Annotated in this window: 19 protein-coding genes; 3 read left to right on the forward strand and 16 right to left on the reverse strand. The window is 47.2% G+C overall.

All coding sequences use genetic code 11. The annotated features are described in order from the left end of the window. Positions 1 to 25: 25 nt before the first annotated feature. Entirely contained in the window at positions 26 to 1201 is a 1176-nt protein-coding gene (locus tag FSB75_RS20110; protein ID WP_146791133.1) for an acetyl-CoA C-acyltransferase, read from the reverse strand. A gap of 99 nt (positions 1202 to 1300) precedes the next feature. On the opposite strand from FSB75_RS20110, the gene FSB75_RS20115 reads away from it, so the two are divergent. Both FSB75_RS20115 and FSB75_RS20120 read left to right on the forward strand, forming a co-directional pair. Further along, positions 1301 to 2395, forward strand: coding sequence for a quinone-dependent dihydroorotate dehydrogenase (locus tag FSB75_RS20115; RefSeq protein WP_146791135.1), 1095 nt, complete (start codon positions 1301 to 1303; stop codon positions 2393 to 2395). An 18-nt stretch (positions 2396 to 2413) separates the two neighbouring features. Then, positions 2414 to 3223 (forward strand): TerC family protein, encoded by an 810-nt coding sequence (locus FSB75_RS20120; RefSeq protein WP_146791138.1) that lies wholly within the window; start codon positions 2414 to 2416, stop codon positions 3221 to 3223. 45 nt (positions 3224 to 3268) lie between these two features. Here the strand turns inward: FSB75_RS20120 and FSB75_RS20125 are convergent, their stop codons facing one another. From FSB75_RS20125 to FSB75_RS20170, 10 genes are all read right to left on the reverse strand, one after another. Beyond that, on the reverse strand, positions 3269 to 3976 hold the full coding sequence (locus tag FSB75_RS20125; protein ID WP_146791140.1) for an RsmE family RNA methyltransferase: 708 nt from the start codon (positions 3974 to 3976) through the stop codon (positions 3269 to 3271). 63 nt (positions 3977 to 4039) lie between these two features. Then, positions 4040 to 5593 (reverse strand): replicative DNA helicase, encoded by a 1554-nt coding sequence (dnaB, locus tag FSB75_RS20130; protein WP_146791142.1) that lies wholly within the window; start codon positions 5591 to 5593, stop codon positions 4040 to 4042. A 452-nt stretch (positions 5594 to 6045) separates the two neighbouring features. After that, the gene (gene moaCB, locus FSB75_RS20135; RefSeq protein WP_146791144.1) at positions 6046 to 6963 is read right to left on the reverse strand and encodes a bifunctional molybdenum cofactor biosynthesis protein MoaC/MoaB; all 918 of its coding nucleotides are present in this window, start codon (positions 6961 to 6963) and stop codon (positions 6046 to 6048) included. A 56-nt stretch (positions 6964 to 7019) separates the two neighbouring features. Beyond that, on the reverse strand, positions 7020 to 7460 hold the full coding sequence (locus FSB75_RS20140) for a molybdenum cofactor biosynthesis protein MoaE (protein ID WP_146791146.1): 441 nt from the start codon (positions 7458 to 7460) through the stop codon (positions 7020 to 7022). Next, positions 7444 to 8559: a HesA/MoeB/ThiF family protein gene (gene moeB, locus FSB75_RS20145; RefSeq protein ID WP_146791148.1), complete on the reverse strand. Its 1116-nt coding sequence runs from the start codon at positions 8557 to 8559 to the stop codon at positions 7444 to 7446. Before moeB ends, FSB75_RS20140 begins: the two co-directional genes overlap by 17 nt. Positions 8560 to 8561: 2 nt before the next feature. Then, positions 8562 to 8798, reverse strand: a complete 237-nt coding sequence (locus FSB75_RS20150) for a MoaD/ThiS family protein (protein WP_146791150.1) — start codon at positions 8796 to 8798, stop codon at positions 8562 to 8564. 3 nt (positions 8799 to 8801) lie between these two features. Then, positions 8802 to 9539 (reverse strand): sulfite exporter TauE/SafE family protein, encoded by a 738-nt coding sequence (locus FSB75_RS20155; RefSeq protein WP_146791152.1) that lies wholly within the window; start codon positions 9537 to 9539, stop codon positions 8802 to 8804. A gap of 5 nt (positions 9540 to 9544) precedes the next feature. Then, complete coding sequence (locus tag FSB75_RS20160) at positions 9545 to 10732, reverse strand: molybdopterin molybdotransferase MoeA (RefSeq protein WP_146791154.1); 1188 nt, start codon at positions 10730 to 10732, stop codon at positions 9545 to 9547. Positions 10733 to 10795: 63 nt separating this feature from the next. Continuing rightward, a complete protein-coding gene (locus FSB75_RS20165) occupies positions 10796 to 11254 on the reverse strand; it encodes a molybdopterin oxidoreductase (protein ID WP_146791156.1) in 459 nt (152 codons plus the stop codon). 1 nt (position 11255) lies between these two features. Next, the gene (locus FSB75_RS20170; protein ID WP_146791158.1) at positions 11256 to 13622 is read right to left on the reverse strand and encodes a molybdopterin oxidoreductase family protein; all 2367 of its coding nucleotides are present in this window, start codon (positions 13620 to 13622) and stop codon (positions 11256 to 11258) included. Positions 13623 to 13885: 263 nt separating this feature from the next. On the opposite strand from FSB75_RS20170, the gene FSB75_RS20175 reads away from it, so the two are divergent. Continuing rightward, the gene (locus tag FSB75_RS20175; protein ID WP_146791160.1) at positions 13886 to 14929 is read left to right on the forward strand and encodes a tellurite resistance/C4-dicarboxylate transporter family protein; all 1044 of its coding nucleotides are present in this window, start codon (positions 13886 to 13888) and stop codon (positions 14927 to 14929) included. Positions 14930 to 14986: 57 nt separating this feature from the next. Here FSB75_RS20175 and bglX read toward each other — a convergent pair whose 3' ends face one another. From bglX to FSB75_RS20200, 5 genes are all read right to left on the reverse strand, one after another. After that, the gene (gene bglX, locus FSB75_RS20180; protein ID WP_146791162.1) at positions 14987 to 17266 is read right to left on the reverse strand and encodes a beta-glucosidase BglX; all 2280 of its coding nucleotides are present in this window, start codon (positions 17264 to 17266) and stop codon (positions 14987 to 14989) included. 249 nt (positions 17267 to 17515) lie between these two features. Continuing rightward, the gene (locus tag FSB75_RS20185) at positions 17516 to 18181 is read right to left on the reverse strand and encodes a GDSL-type esterase/lipase family protein (protein WP_146791164.1); all 666 of its coding nucleotides are present in this window, start codon (positions 18179 to 18181) and stop codon (positions 17516 to 17518) included. Beyond that, positions 18181 to 20100: a family 43 glycosylhydrolase gene (locus FSB75_RS20190; protein ID WP_172623240.1), complete on the reverse strand. Its 1920-nt coding sequence runs from the start codon at positions 20098 to 20100 to the stop codon at positions 18181 to 18183. Before FSB75_RS20190 ends, FSB75_RS20185 begins: the two co-directional genes overlap by 1 nt. A gap of 8 nt (positions 20101 to 20108) precedes the next feature. Then, positions 20109 to 20894, reverse strand: a complete 786-nt coding sequence (locus FSB75_RS20195) for a carboxylesterase family protein (RefSeq protein ID WP_146791166.1) — start codon at positions 20892 to 20894, stop codon at positions 20109 to 20111. Positions 20895 to 20899: 5 nt separating this feature from the next. Further along, a complete protein-coding gene (locus tag FSB75_RS20200) occupies positions 20900 to 22258 on the reverse strand; it encodes a glucoamylase family protein (protein WP_146791168.1) in 1359 nt (452 codons plus the stop codon). Positions 22259 to 22266: the final 8 nt, after the last annotated feature.

Genomic DNA, 22266 nt, shown 5'->3' on the forward strand with positions numbered 1-22266 from the left:
CAAAACTTATGACCTTGGCCTGTGTTTATAAACGCTCCACAATGCCCGCAATTCCTTGCCCACCACCCACGCAGGCTGTAATCATTCCGTATTTTTTGCCGGTGCGCTTCAGGTCATGCAGGTTTTGAATGGTAAGCTTTGCGCCGGTACAGCCCAAAGGATGGCCGAGGGCAATGGCGCCGCCGTTGATGTTTACAATTTCGGGATTTAATCCCGCTTCGCGAATAACGGCGATGGACTGCGAAGCAAAGGCTTCGTTCAACTCAATCAAATCAATTTGCGAAAGGTTCATGCCCGATTGCTTCAACACCTTTGGAATAGCAGCCACCGGCCCAATGCCCATAATGCGCGGATGCACACCAGCCGAAGCACAAGCCACCAACCGGCCGATGGGTTGAAGGTTTAATTGTTTCACCAGGCGTTCGCTCATCACCAGCACAAAGGCGGCGCCGTCGGAAGTTTGCGAAGAATTACCGGCGGTAACCATTCCGCCTGCGGCAAATGCCGGTTTTAGTTTAGCCAAGATTTCAAGCGAGGTATCGGCACGCGGACCTTCGTCGGTTTCAACGGTGTATTTTTTTATAGCCTTCTTTCCTTTTTCATCTAAATAAACCTGCTCTATTTCGATGGGCAGTATGCCTTCTTTAAAGAAACTTTTTTCGATGGCGTTGATGGCTTTGCGGTGCGAGTTGTACGAGAATTCATCCTGCTCCTCGCGGCTTACATTGAATTCTTTTGCCACCGCTTCGGCCGTAAGGCCCATGCTTAAATAATAATCCGGTTCGTCCTTGGCAATAGAATAAGCGGGAACGGTTTTCCAACCCGCCGTGGGCACAAGGCTCATGCTTTCAGTACCACCGGCAACAATACAATCGGCCATGCCCGTACGAATTTTTGCCGTGGCAATGGCGATGGTTTCCAATCCCGAGGCACAGTAGCGGTTTACCGTCATCCCGGGAACGTCAAAACCTATTGCTCGTGCGGCAATGATGCGGCCTACCTGCAAGCCTTGTTCGGCTTCGGGTACGGCGTTGCCGACGATTACATCGTCTACCAAACTCTTATCCACTTGCGGCACCGATGCCAACAAACCTTTGATGACGTCAATGGCCAAATCATCGGGACGATAAAAACGAAAACCGCCCCGCTTGGCTTTTGCAACGGCGGTGCGGTAGCCGGCAACGATATAAGCTTCTTGCATAAACTCTGATTGAATCTTAAAAGTACAGGAAAAATAATTTAGTTGCTTAAACAACCAAAGTAGATTTGCAATTTTCTGTTTCGGTTAACTTCGCGTCCGATGTATTCTTTTCTCCGACGCCTTTTGTTTCTTCTCCCCGCCGAAACTGCGCACTTTTTTTCGATGAATTGCCTGAAGATTTTGTGCGCCGTGCCTTTCATAAAAAAAGTCATCGCCAACACTTTTACGGTTCATGATTCACGATTGGTGAAAACCGTTTGCGGCCTCGCGTTTAAAAATCCCGTTGGCCTTGGCGCTGGCTTTGACAAGAACGCAAAATATTTACGGGAGTTAGAAACCCTGGGATTTGGCTTTGTGGAAATTGGAACGGTGACGCCGCGGCCGCAAGCCGGTAATGATAAGCCGCGACTTTTTCGCCTGCCAACAGATAAGGCCCTTATTAACCGCATGGGCTTTAACAACGACGGCGTGGAAGCGGTAACGCACCGGCTGAAGAAGTGGAGAAAGAATGATGACAGAAGACAGATGACAGATGACAGCAGGAAAGCAATACCGTCATCCGTCATCCGTCATCCGTCATCCATGCTTATCGGTGGCAACATCGGCAAAAACAAAGCAACGCCCAACGAAGAAGCCTGGAAGGATTACGAGATTTGCTTTCGGGCCTTGCATCCGTTTGTTGACTTTTTTGTGGTGAACGTTTCATCGCCAAACACACCGGGCTTGCGGGAATTGCAGGAGAAAGAATCGCTGCGAAAAATTTTGACGCACTTGCAGGCAATGAACAAAACCTTTTCGCAACAACGACCCATCTTATTGAAGATTGCCCCCGACCTAACGCAGGAACAAATTGATGACGTGATTGCATTGGCAACCGAAATTAATTTGGACGGACTTGTTGCGACCAACACCACTATCAGCCGCGAAGGACTCACCACTCACGACTCACAACTCACCACCATCGGTGCTGGTGGCTTAAGCGGCAAGCCGTTAAAACAACGCAGTACCGAAGTGTTGCAATACCTTGTTGAGAAAACAAACCGCAAAATCCCCGTCATTGGTTCGGGCGGCATTTTTTCGGGAAAAGATGCGAAAGAAAAAATGCTTGCAGGCGCATCACTCGTTGAAGTATGGACGGGCTTTATTTACGAAGGCCCGATGATTGTAAAAAGAATTTGCCGCACATTGGCCTAAGCGTTTTTTCTTTGCGCCATGACAGAACTTTTAACCGCTGAAAGCCTGATTAGTTTTCTGGTGTTGGTGATTTTGGAAGTGGTGCTGGGCATTGACAACGTCATTTTCGTTAGCCTCATTTTAAACCGCTTAAAAGAAGAAAGCAGGAAGAAGGCAAGGCGTGCCTGGATGATCAGCGGCATCATCATCCGCAGCATTTTGTTGTTGGGATTAAGCTGGCTGCTGTCGCAAAAAGGTAAATACATTATCCCCGAAAGCTGGTTCGGAAAAGGCTTTGATTTGGCAAGTCTTGTTATGCTTGGCGGCGGGCTGTTTTTAATTTATAAATCGGTAAAGGAAATTCACGGCAAGCTGGAAGGCGAAGACGAATCGGAGTATTCCGGCAAGGTCACTTATTTGTCATTCGGACAAGCCGTGGTGCAGATCATGCTCATTGACACCGTGTTTTCTTTCGACAGTGTCATCACCGCAGGCGGCACGGCCAAGCACGTAGAAATAATGATTGCGGCCGTTGTTATTGCCATGATCATCATGTTTCTTTTCAGCCCAAAGATTTCTTCTTTCATACACAAGCATCCAACGTTGAAAATGCTGGCGCTTTCGTTTTTGGTGATGATTGGGCTGAGCCTTGTTATTGAAGGCTGGGCGTCAGAAAAAGCCGAAGAACTGCACCTCAAAAATTACATCTATTTCGGCATGGCTTTTTCGTTTGGCGTGGAATTATTGAACATGACAATGCTCAAACGGAAAAAGCAGCGCAAGAGCGTGGAATTAAGAGAACCGGTGTTGCGTTCAAACGAAGACAACGAATCGGATGAGGCGCACTAAGAGCTATCAGCTTTTAGTAATCAGCCTTCGGTTTGGCATTTTGTACTATTGAGTTTTACCCAAAATTTTTAAAAGCGTTGCGGCTACAATGCCCGCTGTTTCTGTTCGTAATCGTGTGCCGCCCAACGCCACGGGCAGAAAATTGTTTTCCAACGCAAGGCTAATTTCCTTCTCTGTAAAATCACCTTCGGGGCCGATGAGAATAAGTGATGACGGATGAGGGATGACGGACGACAATTGTTGTTTTTTTTCGGGTAAACAATGCGCAATAAATTTTTGTTCTTGTGAAGAAGATTTTACGGCTTCATTGAAAGCCGTTGGCTGATGCAAAACAGGCAACCATGTTTGCTGCGATTGCAGCATTGCACTGCTTAAAATTCCTTGCATCCTGTCGTAGCGAAACTTTTCTTTTTCCGTTCGTTCGCAGAGTAGCGGAACAATTTCATTCACGCCGATCTCGGTGGCTTTTTCCAAAAACCATTCAAAGCGGGATGAATTTTTGATAATGGAAATAGCAATAGAAACGTTTGGCCGGCTTTCTTCTTCCGTTTCAATGGACTGAACCTGAACAGCACAACGTTTGCGATTGTCGTCAATGATTTCCGCTCTCGCTTTTTTACCTTTGCCATCGGTAAGCAAAACCTCTTCGCCTTTGGCCATGCGCAGCACGCCAATCATGTGTTTGGAAGTATCCTCGTCCAATTGAATGATTTCGTCACGTAAACTTTCAACGAAAAAAAAAGAAAGCGCCATGACGCGAAGAAAACAAAAAAGCTCCGGTTTTATCCGAAGCTTTATATGCAGGTGGTTTAGTAATTAAAACGGTTCATCATCGTCCTGTATGTCGTTCATCTTGCTGCCGGTTTGAATGTACAGCTTTGCACCCGGCCCGCCACCGCTGTCACTCACCGGCTTCCAGTTTGGTGGCATGTTAAAGCCGCCGCCAAATTCGCCGCCGTCGTCTTCAAAGAATTTCTGTATTTCAAGTCTTGCCCTGAACTTCAAATTTTCCAGCGAACCGTTACGGTGCTTGGCAATGCGCAAGTACGTTTCACCTTTTACACTCTCGCCCATTTCGTTTTGGTTCAGGTCGTGGTATTCGGGACGATAAATAAAGCAAACCATGTCCGCATCTTGTTCAATGGCGCCTGATTCGCGCAAGTCGGAAAGCTGCGGCATCTTGTTGCCGTCTTTTCTTTTTTCCACTTCGCGGCTCAATTGCGAAAGCGCAATGATGGGCACTTGCAGTTCTTTCGCAAGGGCTTTTAAGCTTCGCGAAATGTTCGAGATTTCCTGTTCGCGGTTACCGTTTCTGTTTTCACCCGTGCCGCTCATGAGCTGCAAATAATCAATCAGGATTAAGCCAATGTTGTGCGCATTTTTCAAGCGGCGGCATTTGGCACGCAACTCAAAAATGTTCAGCGCAGGAGTGTCGTCAATAAAAAGTTTTGCATCGGCCAAACGCTGAATGCCGCGTTTGTACAATTGCTCCATTTCGTATTCTTCCATCTTGCCACGGGAAATTTTCTCAAGCCCGATTTCGCTTTCAGCCGAAAGGATACGCTGCACCAACTGGCCGGCACTCATTTCCAACGAGAAGAAGGCAACTGCGGTAGGTTTGGCTGCACTCAAAGCGGCGTTGCGGGCAAGGTTCAGCGCAAAAGCCGTTTTACCTACCGAAGGCCGCGCCGCCAAAATAATAAGATCGGTTTGCTGCCAGCCGTAGGTTATTTTATCAAGGTGCGCAAAGCCGCTGGGCACACCGGTAATGTCCTCGTTGCGGTTGCGCATGTCCTCAATGCGCTGAATGGTTTTCACCAGCACCGCATCAATCGTTTCCACGCTGTTGCGCAAGTGCTCCGACGTGACTTTGTAAATCTTGCTTTCGGCATCGTCAAGCAAATCAAAGACATCGGTGCTGTCTTCGTATGCATCCGAAATAATTTCGCCGGAAATGCGAATGAGTTCGCGTTGAATAAATTTTTGCAGGATAATGCGGCTGTGCGCTTCAATGTGTGCCGATGATGTAACTGCGTTGGTTAATTTGGTAACGTAATAAGGTCCACCTACAATATCAAGTTCTTCGTTGAAGCGAAGTTCCTCCACCACGGTCAGCATGTCAATGGGCTGGCTTTTGCCCGACAAACTTTTCATGGCGCGAAAGATGCGTTGGTGCGCATCCACGTAAAAACATTCCGATTTTAAAATTTCGGCAACGGTATCAAAAGCGCCTTTTTCCAGCATGATGGCGCCCAATACGGCTTCTTCCAACTCGCGGGCCTGCGGCGGCACTTTGCCATAAACCAACGTGCTAACGTCGGGTGTTTTGCGTCCTCTCTTCTTGTCTCTGTTTAGGTTAGGAATGTCCATACAACTCGTTTTCGTCTTAAAAATTAGCGCCAACCGCCGGAAGGATTTGTTGTGTCAAAAGCTGCTCTTTTATTCGTGTCCGTAAGTTGGACATCGAATATAGGTGCGTAAAACTGCGCCGTAACATTCCGGTAACATTTATATTAATCCACAGGTTACGCCACCGGTTATGCACATCATGTTCGCAGTTGTTCATCCTCATCACGGATTGTTTCCACAAAAGTGGATTTTTTTGCTCATTTTTTTAGCAGTTGTGAACAACTTCCTGTGCGAAAGAACCCGTGAAGTTTTTTTGGTGAAGTGCTACAAATAACAGAATGGCATTCCCGCGAATTTTGGTGAAAGAAAGGTGAACTTTTACGCGCCTTTGGCTTTACGTTTTTTGGTAAAACTGTCGTTGTTTTCGCTGTGAATAATTTTTTGTTACTCGCCCAGGCTATAAATAGTTTGTTCTAATCTGCCGAATGCCGCATGCCTTCCGCCACGCGAAAGATGTGCAGTACATACGGAAACAAAGCATCCATTGTTTCTTCTGCCCCGCGGGTAGAGCCGGGCAAGGTAAGCACCAATGTGTTTTTGATAAAGCCCGCTACGCCGCGTGAAAGCATGGCGTAAGGCATGCGTTCCTGTCCGTAAACCCTTGCGGCTTCCATAATGCCGGGGACTTCGCGTGTGAGCATCGGTGCAATCGCTTCGGGTGTTACATCTCTTGGCGAAAGTCCCGTACCGCCGGTAAAGAGAAGCAGGTTGTAAGCTTCTTCGCTAAACTGTTTTGCTTTTGTTTGAATGGCTTCCCTTTCATCGGGAATGATAACATAGGTGGATGCATTCAAGCCGTGTTGTTGCAATTTTTGAACAATGGCTTTGCCGGCACTGTCTTGCTTGGATCCCGCTGCCACGCTGTCGCTGCACACCACAACGGCGCAGCGCAGGTCAAACGAAAGCTTGTCTTTGAAATCGCTCTTGCCGCCTTTTTTTTGAGCGAGCTTGATGGAAGAAATTTCCACGCTTTTGTCAATTGGTTTTAGCATGTCGTACATCGTTAGCGCAGTAACGGAAGCGCCGTGCATGGCCTCTACTTCCACGCCGGTGCGGTACACGGTGTGCACTTCCACTTCGATGATGATGTTCAATCCATCTATTGTGTGTTTGATGGCTGCGTATTCAACAGGCAGCGGATGACAATCGGGAATTAGGTCGCTCGTTTTTTTGACGGCGAGTAAACCGGCGGCTCGGGAAAACTCAAACACATCGCCTTTGGGAACTTGTTTGTTGAGAATTGCATCAACCGTTTCTTGCTTTGAAACCTTAACGATTGCCGTTGCAACGGCTTTGCGAAGGGAAGTTGGTTTGTGGGTTATGTTGTTCATGCTGAATGTAAGCGTTGAGAAAGTTGAAGCTTTGTGTTCTTGAAAAGAAGACGTTTCTATGTGTTTTTCTTCCATTGATGCGAAGCATCTTCAAAGATTTCCTTGCCCCACACCGGCAGTTCTTTTTTGATGCGCTCTACAACTTCTTCACAGCCCTCAATCGCGTCTTTTCGGTGCTTTGATGATGTAAAAACAAACAACGAAATCTCACCGGCTTTCACGCTGCCTAAACTGTGATAAACGTGCATGCAGGTGAGTGAGTATTTTTCAAAAATGTCTTCGCGGATTTCGTGCATCTTTTGAAGCGCCATCTCTTCGTAAGTGGTATAATCAATAGCGGCTACAGTTTTATCGTCAATTACGTCGCTGCGTACTTGCCCGAGAAAAATGCTGTGTGCGCCAATGCCGGTTTTGCTGCTGTGTTTCTGAATGTTGTCGGCAATAAACGAAGTGCTGATTGCTCCCTGCAAAAAAATATTTTTAGGCTTTCGTTCCATGCTCTTTTTTCCAGTGAAGAATGCCGCCTTTGAGGCTGTAAATTTTTTTCGATGGTCCAAAAGTAGCTGATAAAAGTTTGGCGGCTTCGCGGCTTCTTTTACCTGATTGACAAAACAAAACGAGTATGTCATTCTGAAACGCGAACGCATTTTCCTTTAGCTGCGTTAAAGGCAGTTTTGTGTGTTGAAATTCTTTCACCAAAGGTTGTTCCCCTTCTTCCCGCACATCAATAATCGTGGTTTGTTTGTCGTGAAAAAATCTTTCAAAAGCATCGTTGTCAATTTCTTCAGCATCGCTGGTTGTGCCGCACAACCATTCGTAATCTCTTTGCTCAAAATCGTTCGCGTCTTTTGGCAGCAGTAACTCCGTTTCTTCTCTTGCGTTCAAGCCAAACACAAAGCTGTCGTGTGTGAGTGCGTTGTAGGTGAGAAGCTGGTTAACGAGCGGCTTGCCCATACCGGTTATTAGCTTGATTGTTTCCGTTGCCTGCATCGTTCCAACAAGGCCTGGTAATACGCCAAGCACGCCAGCCTCGGCACAATTTAGAACACCGCCGTGAACAGGCGGCTGTGGAAAAAGATCGCGATAGTTAACCGCGTTGTCGCCTGCATTAAATATTGCGACTTGTCCTTCAAATTGCGCAACAGCGCCGTAAAGGAGTGGCTTGCCCAAGAGCACACAGGCATCGTTAATAAGATAGCGGGTGGCGAAATTATCCGTGCCGTCCAAAACAAAATCATAGCTGCTGAAAAGTTCCAGCGCATTCTGTGTCGTTAAACGAAAAGGATACGCGTTGATCTGCACCGAAGGGTTCATTTCGTGCAAACGCTTTGCCGCTACTTCTGCTTTTGATAAGCCAATATCAGTTGTTGTAAAAAGAATTTGCCGGTGAAGATTGTGCAAGGTTACGACGTCATCATCCACAATGCCAACGGTTCCCACACCGGCGGCAACGAGGTATTGCAAAGCCGGACAACCCAATCCACCGGCGCCGACAACCAGAGCTTTTGCACGCAAAAGTTTTTCCTGTCCTTCTTCGCCAAAGCCTTCAAGAATGATTTGCCGTTGATAACGTTCGTATGAATAAGGCTCGTTCATAATTAGCCGCCGCTGAAAGGCGGAAGAAGCGCAACCGTTGCGTTGTTCTCAAGTTGTGTTGGGCTTGTTATCATTTGTTTGTTTACAGCAACTGTGTAGTCAATGCTTTTTAACCGCGGAAATTTTGCTTCAAGGTCTTTTTTTAATTCTTCAGTAGAAGCAATGTCGTTTACAACAAAATTGCTTTTACCAATAATTTCGGTGATCACGCCAAAGGTCAACACGCTAATTTCTTTCATGGCTTATGCAGATGTAAACAAGAGTTTATAAACGGCCAGTAACAGCACTGTGGCCAATACGTTTTTCAAAATCGTTTGCCGGAATTTCAACGCACCAAAATAAGCGCCGCACAAACCGCCAACGAAAGCGATGACAACAAAGAGAAACATGTCGTTTGTGAAGTGAATGCCTTTGGTCAGTTGGCCTGCCAGTCCGGAAAGCGAATTCACAAAAATGAACAAGGCACTAATGGCCGCTGTTTGCTTTTGGTCGGTCCATTTCAACAGCAGCAAAACTGGCGATAGAAGAATGCCGCCGCCGATGCCGATCAATCCCGATAAAAAACCAATCAAACCGCCAATCAAAAGCGATAAGGCAAAGCTGTTTTCTTTTTGCTCTTCCACGTTTGTGTTGCCAAAAAAGAAAAAACGGATGATGGGAACAAGCAACAAAATGCCCAGAATCTTTTTATAGATATGACCGTCCACAACCACCAATCCGCCCAAATAAGCCAGCGGAATGGAAGCCAGTGCAAAAGGCCAAAATACTTTCCAGCGAAAATGTCCGCTGCGGTAAAATTGAACGAACGATGTAAGCGAAACAAAAAGATTTAGCAACAAAGCCGTGGGCTTCATTACAGCCGGCGTAATGCTAAACAAGGCCATCAACGCAAGATAGCCACTGGCGCCGCCGTGTCCAACCGAAGCGTATAAAAACGCGACGGTGAAAAGCAAAATAAAAAAAAGAAAATTTGCGTCCATGCGGCTTAAAGATAAGGCAGGCAAAGGATTTCAACGGTTTCGTCTTCTTTGTACTCTCTTGCTTCTTCGGGCAAAACGACGAGACAGTTAGCGATTGAAAATGAACTGAGACGAAACGATTCCTGCGCCTGCAAAGGCAATGCACCGTCGGCTGTATACACTGCTTTTAAAAATTGCGTCAACGAAATTTTCTTTTTGAAATCTTGTTGCAAACGCACTTGCTTTCGTTCCAATAAATTTTTTCGACCGGTAAATTCTTCTATGGTCACGGTAACGTAATTGTAAAAGCAACTCAAGACTGATGCAGGATTGCCGGGCAAACCGAAAACAATTTTTTTACCTTTTGTTCCTGCGTACAAGGGCTTGCCGGGGCGCTGTGCTACTTTGTGAAACAATTGTTTTACACCGCAAGCTTTAGCAGCCTGCAAAACAAAATCATATTTACCTACGCTTACGCCGCCGGTAAGCAAAACGAGTTCGGCTTTTTTTAACGCTGCGTTGAGAGCTTCTTGTAAAATATTTACATCGTCTGTTACATGAGTTACCGCAACGCTGTTGATGCCGAGTTGTTGCAACGCTGTTTGCAGCATGACCGAATTTGATTCATACACTTGGCCGTGTTGAAGAGGCTTTCCCCGTTCCTGCAATTCATTTCCCGTAACAATGATGTGTGCCGATGGCTTTGGATGAACGCTTACTTCAGCAACCCCAACACCCGCTAAAAAACCAATGGCTGCCGGTGAAAGAACAGTGCCTTTCCATAAAGCAATTTCATCTTTTTTAATTTCAGAACCTTCTGTCCGAACGTTGCTGCCTTTTTGCAGTGCTTCGTCTTTGACGATTAATTCATTGTTGAGGATTTCCGTTTTTTCCTGCATCACCACTGTGTCCAAATCATTCGGTACGGCCGCGCCGGTGAAAATGCGAACGGCATTGTTTGGCGCAACGGAAACAGTTGCGGCATCACCCGCAGCAACTTCGCCGCTGACGGTAAATTCTTTTGCCCGCAAATAATCGGCGTAACGAAACGCATAGCCATCCATTGCTGATTGCGGAAAGGACGGAACACTAACAAGTGCAAAAATGTCTTCGGCTAAAACAAGACCTAAAGCTTTTTGCAGCGGCAGGTTTACCGGCGAAAGAAGATTCGTGTGTAAACGAATTTGCGCAATGGCGTCTTTTACAGAAATCATGTTCTGCAAAAATGATTGTTTCAATTGATGCCGCCGTCCTGCTTAAAAACTTTAGTCAACCAATTATGCAGCGGCAATCAAAACCTGCGGCGCGGCGGATTTCATTCTTGTCAGCAACCAGGATATTTGCCGCTCCGATTTTTTTTCCAGTTCGTCGCAAAGTTGCATTAGCTCTTTGTCGCGCAGGCCTTGCGCCGCTTGCCGCAAAATAATGGCCGATACGTTGGCTTCGTTCGCCATTAACCAGAGATCGTGCAAGTCGCGAAGAAGCGCCAGCGCACCTTTGCGGTTTTGTTCAAAAAAATCTTTCAGCAAGCGGTCGGGCTCGTTGTCTTTTTCTTCTGAATACTTTTCCGCAAAGGGTTTTATTTTCTCTACCAATAGCTGCGACCACGATGCCAGCAACTTGCACATTTCTTTAATGTCCGGTTCCGCGGCATGTTTTGCCGATACGAGCAAAAACGCTTCGGCCGAATCCTGCTGGCCTTTTTGCACGAGTTCAATGTAGGTTCCGATGTGCATTTTACACCTCCATTTTTTGCGGTTGATCGTTCACCATGTTTAAGGCTTCGCCGATTTTGTGCAGCACGCCTTCCTTTGCTTTGCTCAGCTTCACGGCAGCGTATTTAAAATGCGGTTGCTTGCTTACAGCGTCCCATTCGGTAATGGTTAATTCGTTGGCCGCACGACTGCGTTCGGGATTGTCCCAATAGCCGTAATGAAACGGAATAAACACAACGCCTTTTTTAATGCCGCCAATTCTTGCGGGCTGTGTTACACTGCCGCGCCGCGATGCTACTTCAATCATGTCGCCTTCGGCAATGCCGAGTGCTGCGGCATCTTCTTCCGAAACCTGCACGTACGAATCCGGCGCGGCGTCGTACAATTCTTTTGCACGTCCGGTTTTTGTGCGGGTGTGAAAATGGTAAACCAGTCGTCCCGTTGTTAGCCACAATGAATACTCTTCGTCCGGTGTCTCGTGCGGCGGAATGTATTCCGCAGGCTTGATGAAAGCTTTGCCTCTTGGATCAATTGCCTTGTAATCTTTCTCGGTGTGTGCGGCACCGGTTATCAAATCGTGCCCGTAGCTTTCGCTCTCTTCAATGGCAGTATTAAACATGCCGTCGGTGTAAATGTGCACAGCGCCGTCGGGATGCTTTTCGTTGCAGGGCCATTGTATGCCCGATCCGCCAGTAAGTTTTGCGTAGCTCATGCCCGTGTAATCGCAAGGCCTTCCGCGACTGCATTCTTTCCAGGCTTCAAAGGCTTCTTCGGGTGTGTTCCATTTAATGAGCGGGTTCCCGTCTTTGTCGCAAAAGCCCATGCGCTTTGCGTAATCAAGAAAGATGTCAAAATCAGGCTTTGCTTCGCCCGGCGGTTCTACGGCTTTGTGCGAAATGTGTACCGTTCGTGTGATGTTGGTAAATGTACCGGTCTTCTCACCCCATAACGCCGCAGGCAAAACAACATCCGCATAAACCGCTGTCTCCGTCATGAACGCATCCTGCACGATCACAAACAAATCTTCTTTCTCTAAGATTTTTCTGATGCGGCTTAACTCGGGTAAAGACACAGCCGGATTGGTGCCGCTGATCCACAGCATTTTGATGGAGCCTTGTTCGGCGTAACGCCAGATTTCCATTGCATGCGTCGGTGGCGCCCAATGCGGAATAATATCAGGATCAACGTTCCAAAGCTTTGCCAGTTGATTGATATGTTCTTTGTTGCCCCAGTTGCGAAAGCCCGGCAAATCGCCGTCGGCGCCGCACTCACGAGTGTTCTGTGAAGTTGGCTGTCCGTTCATTTGAAAGATGCCGCTGCCCGGTTTTCCAATCAATCCGCGAATGAGGTGAAGGTTGTTTATCTGCACCGCTGCCGCTGTGGCTTTCATGGATTGGTAAACGCCTTGCAAAGCAGTGGAGAGAAGCGTTGGTGTTTTGCCCAAGATATGTGCGGCCATGCGCAGCTTTTCCGATGACACGCCCGATATTTCTTCCACTTTCTCCGGCGTCCATTGGGCAACTGTTTTCTTCAACTCTTCGAAGCCTACCGTGTGTGCATTGATGTATTCTTCGTTAACATCACCGGCTTGAATAATCAAATTCAAAAGACCGTTCAACACAGGAATGTTTGTGCCGGGCAAAGGATCAAGATGCACGTCAGCTTTTTCTGCCGTGGCGGTTTTGCGTGGGTCCATCACGATCAGCTTTGGCGGATTGGGACCTGCAAGCCGGTCTAGAATGCGCATCCACAACACGGTTTGTTGTGAAGCAATGTTGTGCCCAACCAAAAAGATGCAATCCGTATCGTCGATGTCTTTGTACGCACCGGGCTGTCCATCCGTACCGAACGAAACTTTCAACGCAGCAGCAGCGGTTGCCGTGCAAAGACGCGTGTTGCCATCCATGTGTGGCGTGCCGATGCCTGCTTTGCCAATCACCGCAAGCGTGTAATAATCTTCAATGAACAACTGCCCCGACGTGTAAAAGCCGATGCCAAGGCCTGTTTGTTTGTCAATGATTTTTTTTGATTGTTCGACAATCAAATTCATTGCTTCATTCCATGATGCTTCCACCAATTTTCCGTTTTTGCGAACCAGCGGCTTCGTCAACCTATCGGGACTGTTGTTGGCAATCCAACCGTACAATCCTTTTGGACCAAGACGGCCATAGTTGGAAATGTCCACGCCGCGGCCGCGAACCCCGACGATTTTTCCGTCTTTCACACCAATGTCCAATCCGCAGCCGGTGGAGCAAAGTACACAAGCCGATTGCACCCAATGATCAGGTTCTTCAATTGTGCGTTCGTCAATTCTTACAGGATAGTTTTCGCCTTTGTACGGGGTTCGCTCACCCCAAATGTCTTTGATGCTGTCGCGGGTTTGGTTCATACAGTTTTCGTTGTGCGCACGAAACAGTGCTGGTTAAGAAGTGTTGAAAGAAATGTTGAGCTTCTACATTTTCGGATCGCAAGCCGATGGTTACTCTGCATAAAAATTGTTCCAGCGGAAGGATGCAGAAAAGGAGAGAGGAATGAAATTTTTAGGAACAGCCTTGCTTTCTTCTTTGAGGAAACCGGTGCTGCAAATGCAGAACAAACAGAACATCAAAATGCCTTGTCTTTCCCAAACAATTGCAAACAACAAGTACGCCTATGCTTAAGAAAAGCATTCAAACGCTTCCGTCTGCTTCTTTTGCATTGGTGATGGCAACCGGCATTATTGCTACCGCTTCGCAACTGCAAGGGTTCACTTTTGTGAGTACTGTGTTGTTCTGGCTGAATAACCTTTTCTTTTTCGTCTTGTTGCTTCTTTTCATCGCAAGGTTGGCCCTGTTTTTTCCAACGGTGACTGCTGAACTTCGTTTGCACGAAAAGGGAACGGGTTTTCTAACCATCATTGCGAGTTCCTGCATTCTGGGAACCGAATACGCACAAGCGAAATCGGCTTACGGAATCGCTACAATGTTCTGGGTATTTGCAGGTGTTTTGTGGGTCGTTCTGGTTTATACTTTTTTAGCCGGCACCATTTTGAAAAGGCAGAAACCTTCGCCCGAAACGGGCATGAACGGAAGCTGGTTGTTGTTGATTGTTTGCACACAATCCGTATCCATTTTGGGAGGCGTTTTATCATCACACACATTACTTCAAACAGACGCCGTTTTGTGTATTTCCTTGCTGGCTTTTTTACTTGGCGTGATGTTGTATTTCATGCTCATTGCCATTGACCTTTATCGGCTTCTTTTCTTCCCCATGAAACCCGAAGAAGCCGTGCCTTCGTATTGGATCAACATGGGTGCTGCCGCCATCACGGCGCTTTCCGGCATTACGCTTTCAAAAGGCATTCAAGGCCACGCGGTGTTTGGTGATCTTTATTCTTTTGTGAAAGCAATGTCGATCATGTTTTGGGCGATGGGCAGTTTCTGGATTCCGGTCATTCTTATCATGGACATTTGGCGGTACGCGGCAAAGAAGTGGCCATTGAAATACGAAGCAGCCTTTTGGAGTTTGGTCTTTCCCTTGGGCATGTACACGGTTTGTAGCTGGCGGATGGAAGAGGTTTTGCCGTTACCGTTTTTGCAATCCATAGCCAAAGTTTTTATTTATATCGCATGGGCAGCCTGGCTGGTAACGTTTATCGGCATGTGTGTTCAATTAGCCAAGCAAGTATTTAACCCATCGGTTTCAAACGAAAATTAAAAGGCTATTCAAGTGTTTTGAATAGCCTTTTTGAAAACTAAAATTTCGTTGCGGATCTTATTTCATTAACGTAAAGTTTGCTTCCTGTACGTTGTCAGAACTGCCGCCGATAAAAACTTTAAACGCCCCGGGTTCGGAAACGTGTTTCAAATCGCTGTTCCAGAACTTCAGCATTTCATCATCAATCGTGAAACTTACTTGCCTGCTTTCGCCTTTGCGCAGCCTAATCTTTTGAAAGCCTTTTAATTCTTTCACCGGTCTTGTTACCGAGCCAACCATGTCGCGGATGTAAAGTTGTACCACTTCTTCACCGTCATAATTACCGCTGTTCGTTACAGTAACCGTTGCGGTGATTTTCTCGCTTGCACGCATCGTGTTCTTGCTTAGTTGAACAGGACTATAACTAAAACTTGTGTAACTCAAGCCATAACCAAAAGCATACAACGGTGTGTTTGCAACGTCCAAATAATTCGAACGGAATTTTTGTCCGGGCTTTGTGTCATCCTGTGGACGGCCGGTGTTTTTGTGGTTGTAATAAACAGGGATTTGTCCAACGTTTCGTGGCCACGACATGCTTAATTTTCCCGACGGATTGTAAGCACCGAACAACACATCGGCAATCGCGTTTCCTGCTTCGTGGCCCTCAAACCAAACTTGTAGCAAGGATGTTGCGAGTGATGATTCGTGTTCGATGGTCAACGGTCGTCCGCTCATTAAAACAACAACCAAGGGCTTTCCTGTTTTGGCTAATTCATCCAACAAACGCCGCTGGCTTTGCGGCAAAGAAAGGTCTGTGCGGCTTGATGCTTCGCCGGTAAACTCTGATGCCTCGCCGACAACGGCAACAATCACATCCGCTTTGGTTGCCGTGGCAACCGCTTCGCTCAACAATTGCTCCGGTGTGCCCGGGCCAACGTCAACCCGCTCACCAAAAACGTTTGCTCTTTTTGCCAGTTCGGGATCATCGGTAACGTTTGCACCTTTTGCATAAACAATGTTTACGCCGCTGCCGCCAACGGCTTTCATGCCGTCCAACACCGGAACCGATAACTGCGCATCGCCGCTTACGGCCCATGTTCCAAGCATATTGCTTTTGTTGTTTGCCAACGGGCCAATCAACGCAATGGTTCCCGATTTTTTCAACGGTAACGTTTGGTTGCTGTTTTTCAATAACACTGTTGAATGAACGCCAAACTCTCTTGCGGCTGCACGTTTATCGGCACTTAAAACTTCTTTGGCGGCACGTTGCGGATTGCAGTAACGATAAGGATCGTCAAACAAACCTAATTTGTATTTGGCTTCCAGAATTCTTCTGCAGGCAGCGTCAATCTGCGCTTGCGTAACCTTCTTTTCCGGCAACGATTTTTTTGTCGTGTTCAAAAAACCCTCGGCCACCATGTCCATGTCCAACCCTGCGTTTAATGCAAGTGCTGAAACGGTTTGCAAATCGCCCATGCCGTGATCAATCATTTCCGACACTGAGGTATAATCCGAAACCACAAAACCCTTAAAGCCCCATTGCCTGCGAAGCAAATCTGTTAGCAGCCATTTGTTGCCCGTTGCGGGTATGCCGTCAATCTCGTTGAAAGAACTCATTACGCTGCCAACGCCAGCATCAACAGCCGCTTTGTATGGCGGCAGGTAATACTCGTACATTTTTATGCGGCTCATGTCAACGGTGTTGTAATCACGGCCGCCTTCCGCCGCGCCGTACAAGGCAAAATGTTTAACGCAAGCCATCACGGTGTTGTCGGCCGCGAGATTAGTTCCCTGGTAACCACGAATCATGGCCGCAGAAATTTGCGAACCGAGATATGGATCTTCACCTGCGCCTTCCGCAACGCGGCCCCACCGCGGATCGCGGGCAATGTCAACCATTGGCGAGAAAACCCAGCACAAACCGTCAGCACTTGCTTCGGTTGCCGCGACTCTTGCGCTGCGTTCAATCATCGGAATGTCCCAACTGCAAGACAAACCGAGCGGAATAGGAAACGTTGTTTTGTAACCGTGAATGACATCCGAGCCAAAAATGAGCGGAATCTTCAAGTGGCTTCCGGTTACCGCAAGTTCCTGTGCTTGCCGTATTTTATCCACGCCAATCACGCCAAACAATCCGCCCACTTTGCCGGCCTTTATTTTGCCTTCCACATCGGTACTCACCACCGCACCGGTAGCCACGCCGCCGCCCGGCGTTACGAGGTTTAGCTGCCCTATTTTTTCATCCAGTGTCATCTTGCTCATCAGGCTTGATACAAAGGCATTCATTTTTGCCTCGTTGTTTTGCGCAACGGCAAAGAGAGATAACACCATTGCTCCAATCGTAAACAGTTTTTTCATTGTGATTTTGATTTTTATGTTACCGGCTTTTGAATTTCTATTCACCGTCTGTTGCGTCGCACCCTTGTACGTTTGGTAAGGCTGTTCAACATTTAGCCTCACCCTTCTTTTCCCTCTCCACCTGGAGGGGAAGCCATTGCACAAAAACCTTGCTTTACAACGACTCAACATCCAATGCAGACGCTCTGATGAGCAGGGTTTGTGCGCAGGTGTCCTGCTCCAGGTGGAGAAGGGCGGGATGAGGTTTCGTCACAACAGTTTCGGTTCGATGATTTTTTGCCAAATGGCGTAACCTTCCGGCTTCATGTGCAGCCTGTCTTCTTTGAACAATTCCTCTCTTGGCTTGCCGTCGGGTCCCAGCATGGCGTTCCAAATGTCAATAAAGCTCGTTTTCTTTTTGCCCGTCAAAAATGTTTTTATGCGCCTGTTTGCGTCAATCATCTTCTCCTTTAAATGCCAGCGCGACGGACTTGGCTTAATAGAAACAAAGGCGATTGGCACATTCGGTAGGGCTGTGCGGATGTCGGTAAACAATTTTTCAAACCGCTGCACAACGGTTGTGCTGCTAACGGTATCGGAAGAAGCTAGATCATTGTCGCCGCAATAGATGACAATTTGCTTTGGTTTGTAAGGAAAGATAACGTCGCTTTCGTAGCGAATTACATCCGCCAAGGTTGAACCGCCGAAGCCACGATTGATGATGGTGTGCGCTGGAAAATAGCTTTGAATGTCGGGCCACAAACGAAAAGTGGAACTGCCAACAAATAAAATAGCCTTTTGCGGCGGCACGTGAACGCTGTCTTCTTTTTTAAAAGATTGTATCTCGTTGAAATACGGTGAACCACCTTGTGCGTTTGCGACAATGCTTTGCAACAGGCAAACAAAGAAAAAAAATTTTGTCAGCGCTTTTTTCATTATTCAACTTTTATGGTGTTTGTTCGCGGCGAAATGCCGTTTTCGTTAATGGCTTCGATGCAGTAGTAATAAGACTTTTGGCTGTCCATGCTTTTCATCCAATACTCGTTGTTCGAGTGCACCATGATGCAGTTGTACAATTTATCCGGCGCAATGCCGTAATAAATGTTGTAAGCAAAAGCATTGTCCACCGGCCGCCATTTGATAAAGGCGCTGCGCTTGTCTTTTTCGGTGCGCAGCACGATAAAGCTTTGTACGGTATCGGGTTTAGCACCGTTGCCGTTGCCAAAGATTCTGAATCCACTAATAGCAAATTTACCGGTGGGCATGTGAATGTTTTCGAGCTTGATGTAACGGGCTTGCACGGCATTTGGCAATTCTACATAATCGTGCGGAACGTCTTTCGTGTTTTTGCTTTTGTCAACCAACAAACTCCATTTCTTTCCATCTATCGATGACCACAATTTGTATTGATGATGCTGTCCGTTGATCTTGCCAAGACGATTGTCGTCCACATCTTGGTCGGCATAATTGATTTGGATGGCGCGAACGGTTGATACATTGCCTAAATCAGATTGAATGTATTCACCTGCGTTCGCGGTTTTTGCACTCCAGTATGTTTTCATTAATTCGTCAACAGCGTTGTTGGCATGATAACCGCCAAGCGTTGACGATACCTGAACGGGTTTATTGTAATTGAGTAACATCCATCCTGTGAAGCGGCCCCCTCCGGCTCCCCCGGCGGGGGAGTGAGCCATCGCACTATCCTCGCTTTGCGACGAAGCTGTAATCTTGTTTCCATCTTGTTTAAGCGGGGGCTGTGCATTGGTGGCCTTCCCACCGGGAAGGTCGGGATGGGCCGGAAGATAATGCGGGTAATCGCCAAAAGAAGTATTGCACCACATCACCCCATCTTTATCAAAACCTGCCGGCCAAATGCCAATTCTTCTTTCAAATGTGTTTTTAACTGAAACCACGGTAGTAGCTACATGCCACCATTGCTTTGTATTATCCTGAAACGTTGCACCGTGTCCCGCGCCGCGAACATACCCTCCCAACTTCATGCTCAACGGATCGCTTTGTGGTGTGAATGGCCCAAGCGGCGAATCGCCAACAACCACGCCGTCGGCATAGCCACTGAACTCCGTGCCCGGCGCTCCAAATTGAAAATAATATTTCCCGTTGTGCTTCGTCATCCACGAACCTTCAATGAAAGGATCGAGAAAAGTATTGTCGTTGTGTTCACCAAAGCGCTGCCAGCCGTAGCGCCAGTCTTCCAAAAAATACATTTCTTTTCTTGTACCGATGGGCTGAAGAGTTTTTCGATTTAGTTCAATTCCGTACAAAGGGTAACGGTTGCTGCTGCCGTTGTACATGTAAAGTCGGCCATCATCATCGGTAAAGAATGCAGGGTCCCAGCCACCAATTTCAAAAGAGTCAACAAGCGGTTTCCAGTCGTTGCCTTTCGGGTTTGTGCTCATCCAAATGGAAAAGTTTTTTGTGTAAGTTGAGCCAAAGACAATCATTGTATCGCCGATGATGCCAACAGCGGGCGCACAAAGTTCATCATAGGTGCCGGTATTCCACGGACGTAAAAACTTCCGTGAGACAAAATTCCAATTCAGCAAATCATTGCTCCACCAATAGCCCCATTGGTTGGTGCTGAACAAATAATAATCGCCTTTGTAGTTTACGATTACAGGATCAGCGGTGGCGCGGTGGCGGCCCCATTCACTGAAGTTTGGAATGGGTGTGTAGCCATAGTCAATGTTGATGGGATTGCAATACGTTTTTTGCTGCGCGGAGAGATGAAGGATGGAAATGAAAAAGCTTAATAGCAGCAATGCCGATGAACGGATTGCGACGCAACGATGTTCAACCGGAGTTACTAAAGCGGGTATAAAAAAAACTTTTTCCATTCTTCCAACTATTTGCGGTTAGAGAATAACCACGGCAACAAATCTTTTTCGGCGAAGGCATTGTCCCAACTGTTGTGGCCAACGCCGGGATACAAGGACAATCGAATGACAGCGCCTGCATTCACCAATGCATCGGCCATGTTCTTGCTTAATTCAACCGGAACAACGGGATCGGCGAGGCCGTGGAAAATCCACCAATGACGAACCCTGGAAAGCGTTTTGGCCGTTGCCGGAGCCGCGCCGCCGCAAATAGGAAAAGCGGCTGCAAAAGTTTTGGGTATGCGGCGCACCAATTCAAACGTGCCCATGCCGCCCATCGATAAGCCGCCAATGTACAAGCGGTGCTTATCGAGTTTATAATCGTTTTGAAGTTGTGAAATCAATTGAAGCAAAAGCCGCATGGCAACAGTGGGTTCACCGCCGGATGGAAAATTCCAGATTCTTTTTTTCGCAGCAGAATCGTAACGGATATCAACGTTGCTCCAAAAACTTGCCTGCGGGCATTGCGGAAAAACAACGATGGCCGGATACTGTTCGCGAACGCTGTCGCGTAGAAAAAGATCACCGCCGTGAATCAACTGCGCTTCGTTGTCGCGGCCTCTTTCACCCGAGCCGTGCAGAAATAAAATCAGCGGATATTTTTTCGATGCGTCGAAATTTTTCGGCAACAAAACGCGATAAGGCAGTGTATCGTTACCGCTGATGTACCAATGTTTTTCGTAGAGCGTTTTGTCTTGCGAAAAGGCAACGCAAGCAAGAAGACAGAAAGATGAGAAGAACAAGAATCGTTTCATGTATTTCAGTTTTTCAGCCAGGGACTTTGAAACCCTAATTTCTTTAATCCTGTTTTTATTTCATCACAACTCATGAACAATTTCCATAACAAGCCGCTTCGGTAATTTTCCATCATTACAACTGCGGGCCCCTGGTCAATGGCAAGATATCTTTTCGGAAACCAATTGTATTGTTCACTAAACGCATCGTAAAAACCATAAGGGCCGTAGATGCTATCCTTCATGTTCTTGTACCAATGTCGCAAGGCTTGCAAAGATTCTTTCGGCGTGTAGGGCATTGATGACAAAGCCGCGGTAGGAGAGATGACGCCGCGATCACCATCGCCCGGTGCATGAGCCGCATAACCTTTCACCGAATAACTTGCCGTTAATCCCCAATTGTCGGCGCCATAACCTTTGTAATGCTTTGGATTGTCAACGCACCAATCGTAGTTAATCAAGGTTTGATTACGGTTTTCATCCCAGTAGTTTGCGTAACGGTCTGTCAGCGCTCTTGGATCTAAGCCCAAATAAGAATAATGCGCCCAAAACAAAGGCCCGCCGTATTTGGGTGCGCCATTGTGCGAAAGCACAAGCGTATGGCCGTAAGTCGTAACGGTGTCTTTTATTTTACCGCCTCTTGCCCATCCTTCGTGGTAAACTTCGGCGGGTACGCCGTGCGTGGGCGAAGAAGCCGCAAGAATGTACATGATCAAACATTCGTTGTATCCTTTTACGGGGAAGTTCATTTGCCAGGCATAATCAGGACTCCAGTGCCAGTACAACACATTTTGTCCGCCGTTGCGATACCAATCAAATTCTACTTCCTTCCACAATTCATCAATACGTGCCGCTATAGTTTTTTCTTTTTCGTTGCCCGTTTTAAAGTATTGTCGAGCGCAAAGCAGGCCTTGCAGCATGTAGGAAGTCTCTACCAAATCACCGCCGTTGTCTTTTTTGCCAAAGGGTTTTACTTTGCCCGTTTCTCCGTTCCACCAATGCGGCCAGGCGCCGTGAAAGCGGTCGGCAGTTTCTAAAAAACGAACAATCTTTTCTAATCGTTCAAGGCCTTGTTCCCTGGTAATAAAACCTCTTTCAATGCCAACCAAAATTGCCATTACGCCAAAGCCGCTGCCGCCGCTGGTGACAACCATTTTGTCGTTTTCGGGATAAACATTGTCAATGTGCAAACGTTCTCTTCCCATGCCACTCGTTGGTTCGGCGCCGTCCCAGAAATAATTGAAAGTGGTGCGTTGTACGTCTGTAATAATTTTTTCATCTTCTGCCGAAAGCCGCACTGCGTCGTCGTTCTGCACTTTTTTCTGCGACGAGCAGGCGCTTGCCAAAAGAAGAAAGCAAAGGCACCGGGTCAGTGTTTTTATCATTTGCATGT

The sequence above is a fragment of the Flavisolibacter ginsenosidimutans genome, assembly GCF_007970805.1.
Lineage (GTDB): Bacteria > Bacteroidota > Bacteroidia > Chitinophagales > Chitinophagaceae > Flavisolibacter > Flavisolibacter ginsenosidimutans.

What these genes read in the sequence shown, in the direction of transcription:
- FSB75_RS20110 (WP_146791133.1), bottom strand. Translation starts at nt 1,201, where the DNA reads ATGCAAGAAGCTTATATCGTTGCCGGCTACCGCACCGCCGTTGCAAAA.
- FSB75_RS20115 (WP_146791135.1), top strand. Translation starts at nt 1,301, where the DNA reads ATGTATTCTTTTCTCCGACGCCTTTTGTTTCTTCTCCCCGCCGAAACT.
- FSB75_RS20120 (WP_146791138.1), top strand. Translation starts at nt 2,414, where the DNA reads ATGACAGAACTTTTAACCGCTGAAAGCCTGATTAGTTTTCTGGTGTTG.
- FSB75_RS20125 (WP_146791140.1), bottom strand. Translation starts at nt 3,976, where the DNA reads ATGGCGCTTTCTTTTTTTTTCGTTGAAAGTTTACGTGACGAAATCATT.
- dnaB (WP_146791142.1), bottom strand. Translation starts at nt 5,593, where the DNA reads ATGGACATTCCTAACCTAAACAGAGACAAGAAGAGAGGACGCAAAACA.
- moaCB (WP_146791144.1), bottom strand. Translation starts at nt 6,963, where the DNA reads ATGAACAACATAACCCACAAACCAACTTCCCTTCGCAAAGCCGTTGCA.
- FSB75_RS20140 (WP_146791146.1), bottom strand. Translation starts at nt 7,460, where the DNA reads ATGGAACGAAAGCCTAAAAATATTTTTTTGCAGGGAGCAATCAGCACT.
- moeB (WP_146791148.1), bottom strand. Translation starts at nt 8,559, where the DNA reads ATGAACGAGCCTTATTCATACGAACGTTATCAACGGCAAATCATTCTT.
- FSB75_RS20150 (WP_146791150.1), bottom strand. Translation starts at nt 8,798, where the DNA reads ATGAAAGAAATTAGCGTGTTGACCTTTGGCGTGATCACCGAAATTATT.
- FSB75_RS20155 (WP_146791152.1), bottom strand. Translation starts at nt 9,539, where the DNA reads ATGGACGCAAATTTTCTTTTTTTTATTTTGCTTTTCACCGTCGCGTTT.
- FSB75_RS20160 (WP_146791154.1), bottom strand. Translation starts at nt 10,732, where the DNA reads ATGATTTCTGTAAAAGACGCCATTGCGCAAATTCGTTTACACACGAAT.
- FSB75_RS20165 (WP_146791156.1), bottom strand. Translation starts at nt 11,254, where the DNA reads ATGCACATCGGAACCTACATTGAACTCGTGCAAAAAGGCCAGCAGGAT.
- FSB75_RS20170 (WP_146791158.1), bottom strand. Translation starts at nt 13,622, where the DNA reads ATGAACCAAACCCGCGACAGCATCAAAGACATTTGGGGTGAGCGAACC.
- FSB75_RS20175 (WP_146791160.1), top strand. Translation starts at nt 13,886, where the DNA reads ATGCTTAAGAAAAGCATTCAAACGCTTCCGTCTGCTTCTTTTGCATTG.
- bglX (WP_146791162.1), bottom strand. Translation starts at nt 17,266, where the DNA reads ATGAAAAAACTGTTTACGATTGGAGCAATGGTGTTATCTCTCTTTGCC.
- FSB75_RS20185 (WP_146791164.1), bottom strand. Translation starts at nt 18,181, where the DNA reads ATGAAAAAAGCGCTGACAAAATTTTTTTTCTTTGTTTGCCTGTTGCAA.
- FSB75_RS20190 (WP_172623240.1), bottom strand. Translation starts at nt 20,100, where the DNA reads ATGGAAAAAGTTTTTTTTATACCCGCTTTAGTAACTCCGGTTGAACAT.
- FSB75_RS20195 (WP_146791166.1), bottom strand. Translation starts at nt 20,894, where the DNA reads ATGAAACGATTCTTGTTCTTCTCATCTTTCTGTCTTCTTGCTTGCGTT.
- FSB75_RS20200 (WP_146791168.1), bottom strand. Translation starts at nt 22,258, where the DNA reads ATGATAAAAACACTGACCCGGTGCCTTTGCTTTCTTCTTTTGGCAAGC.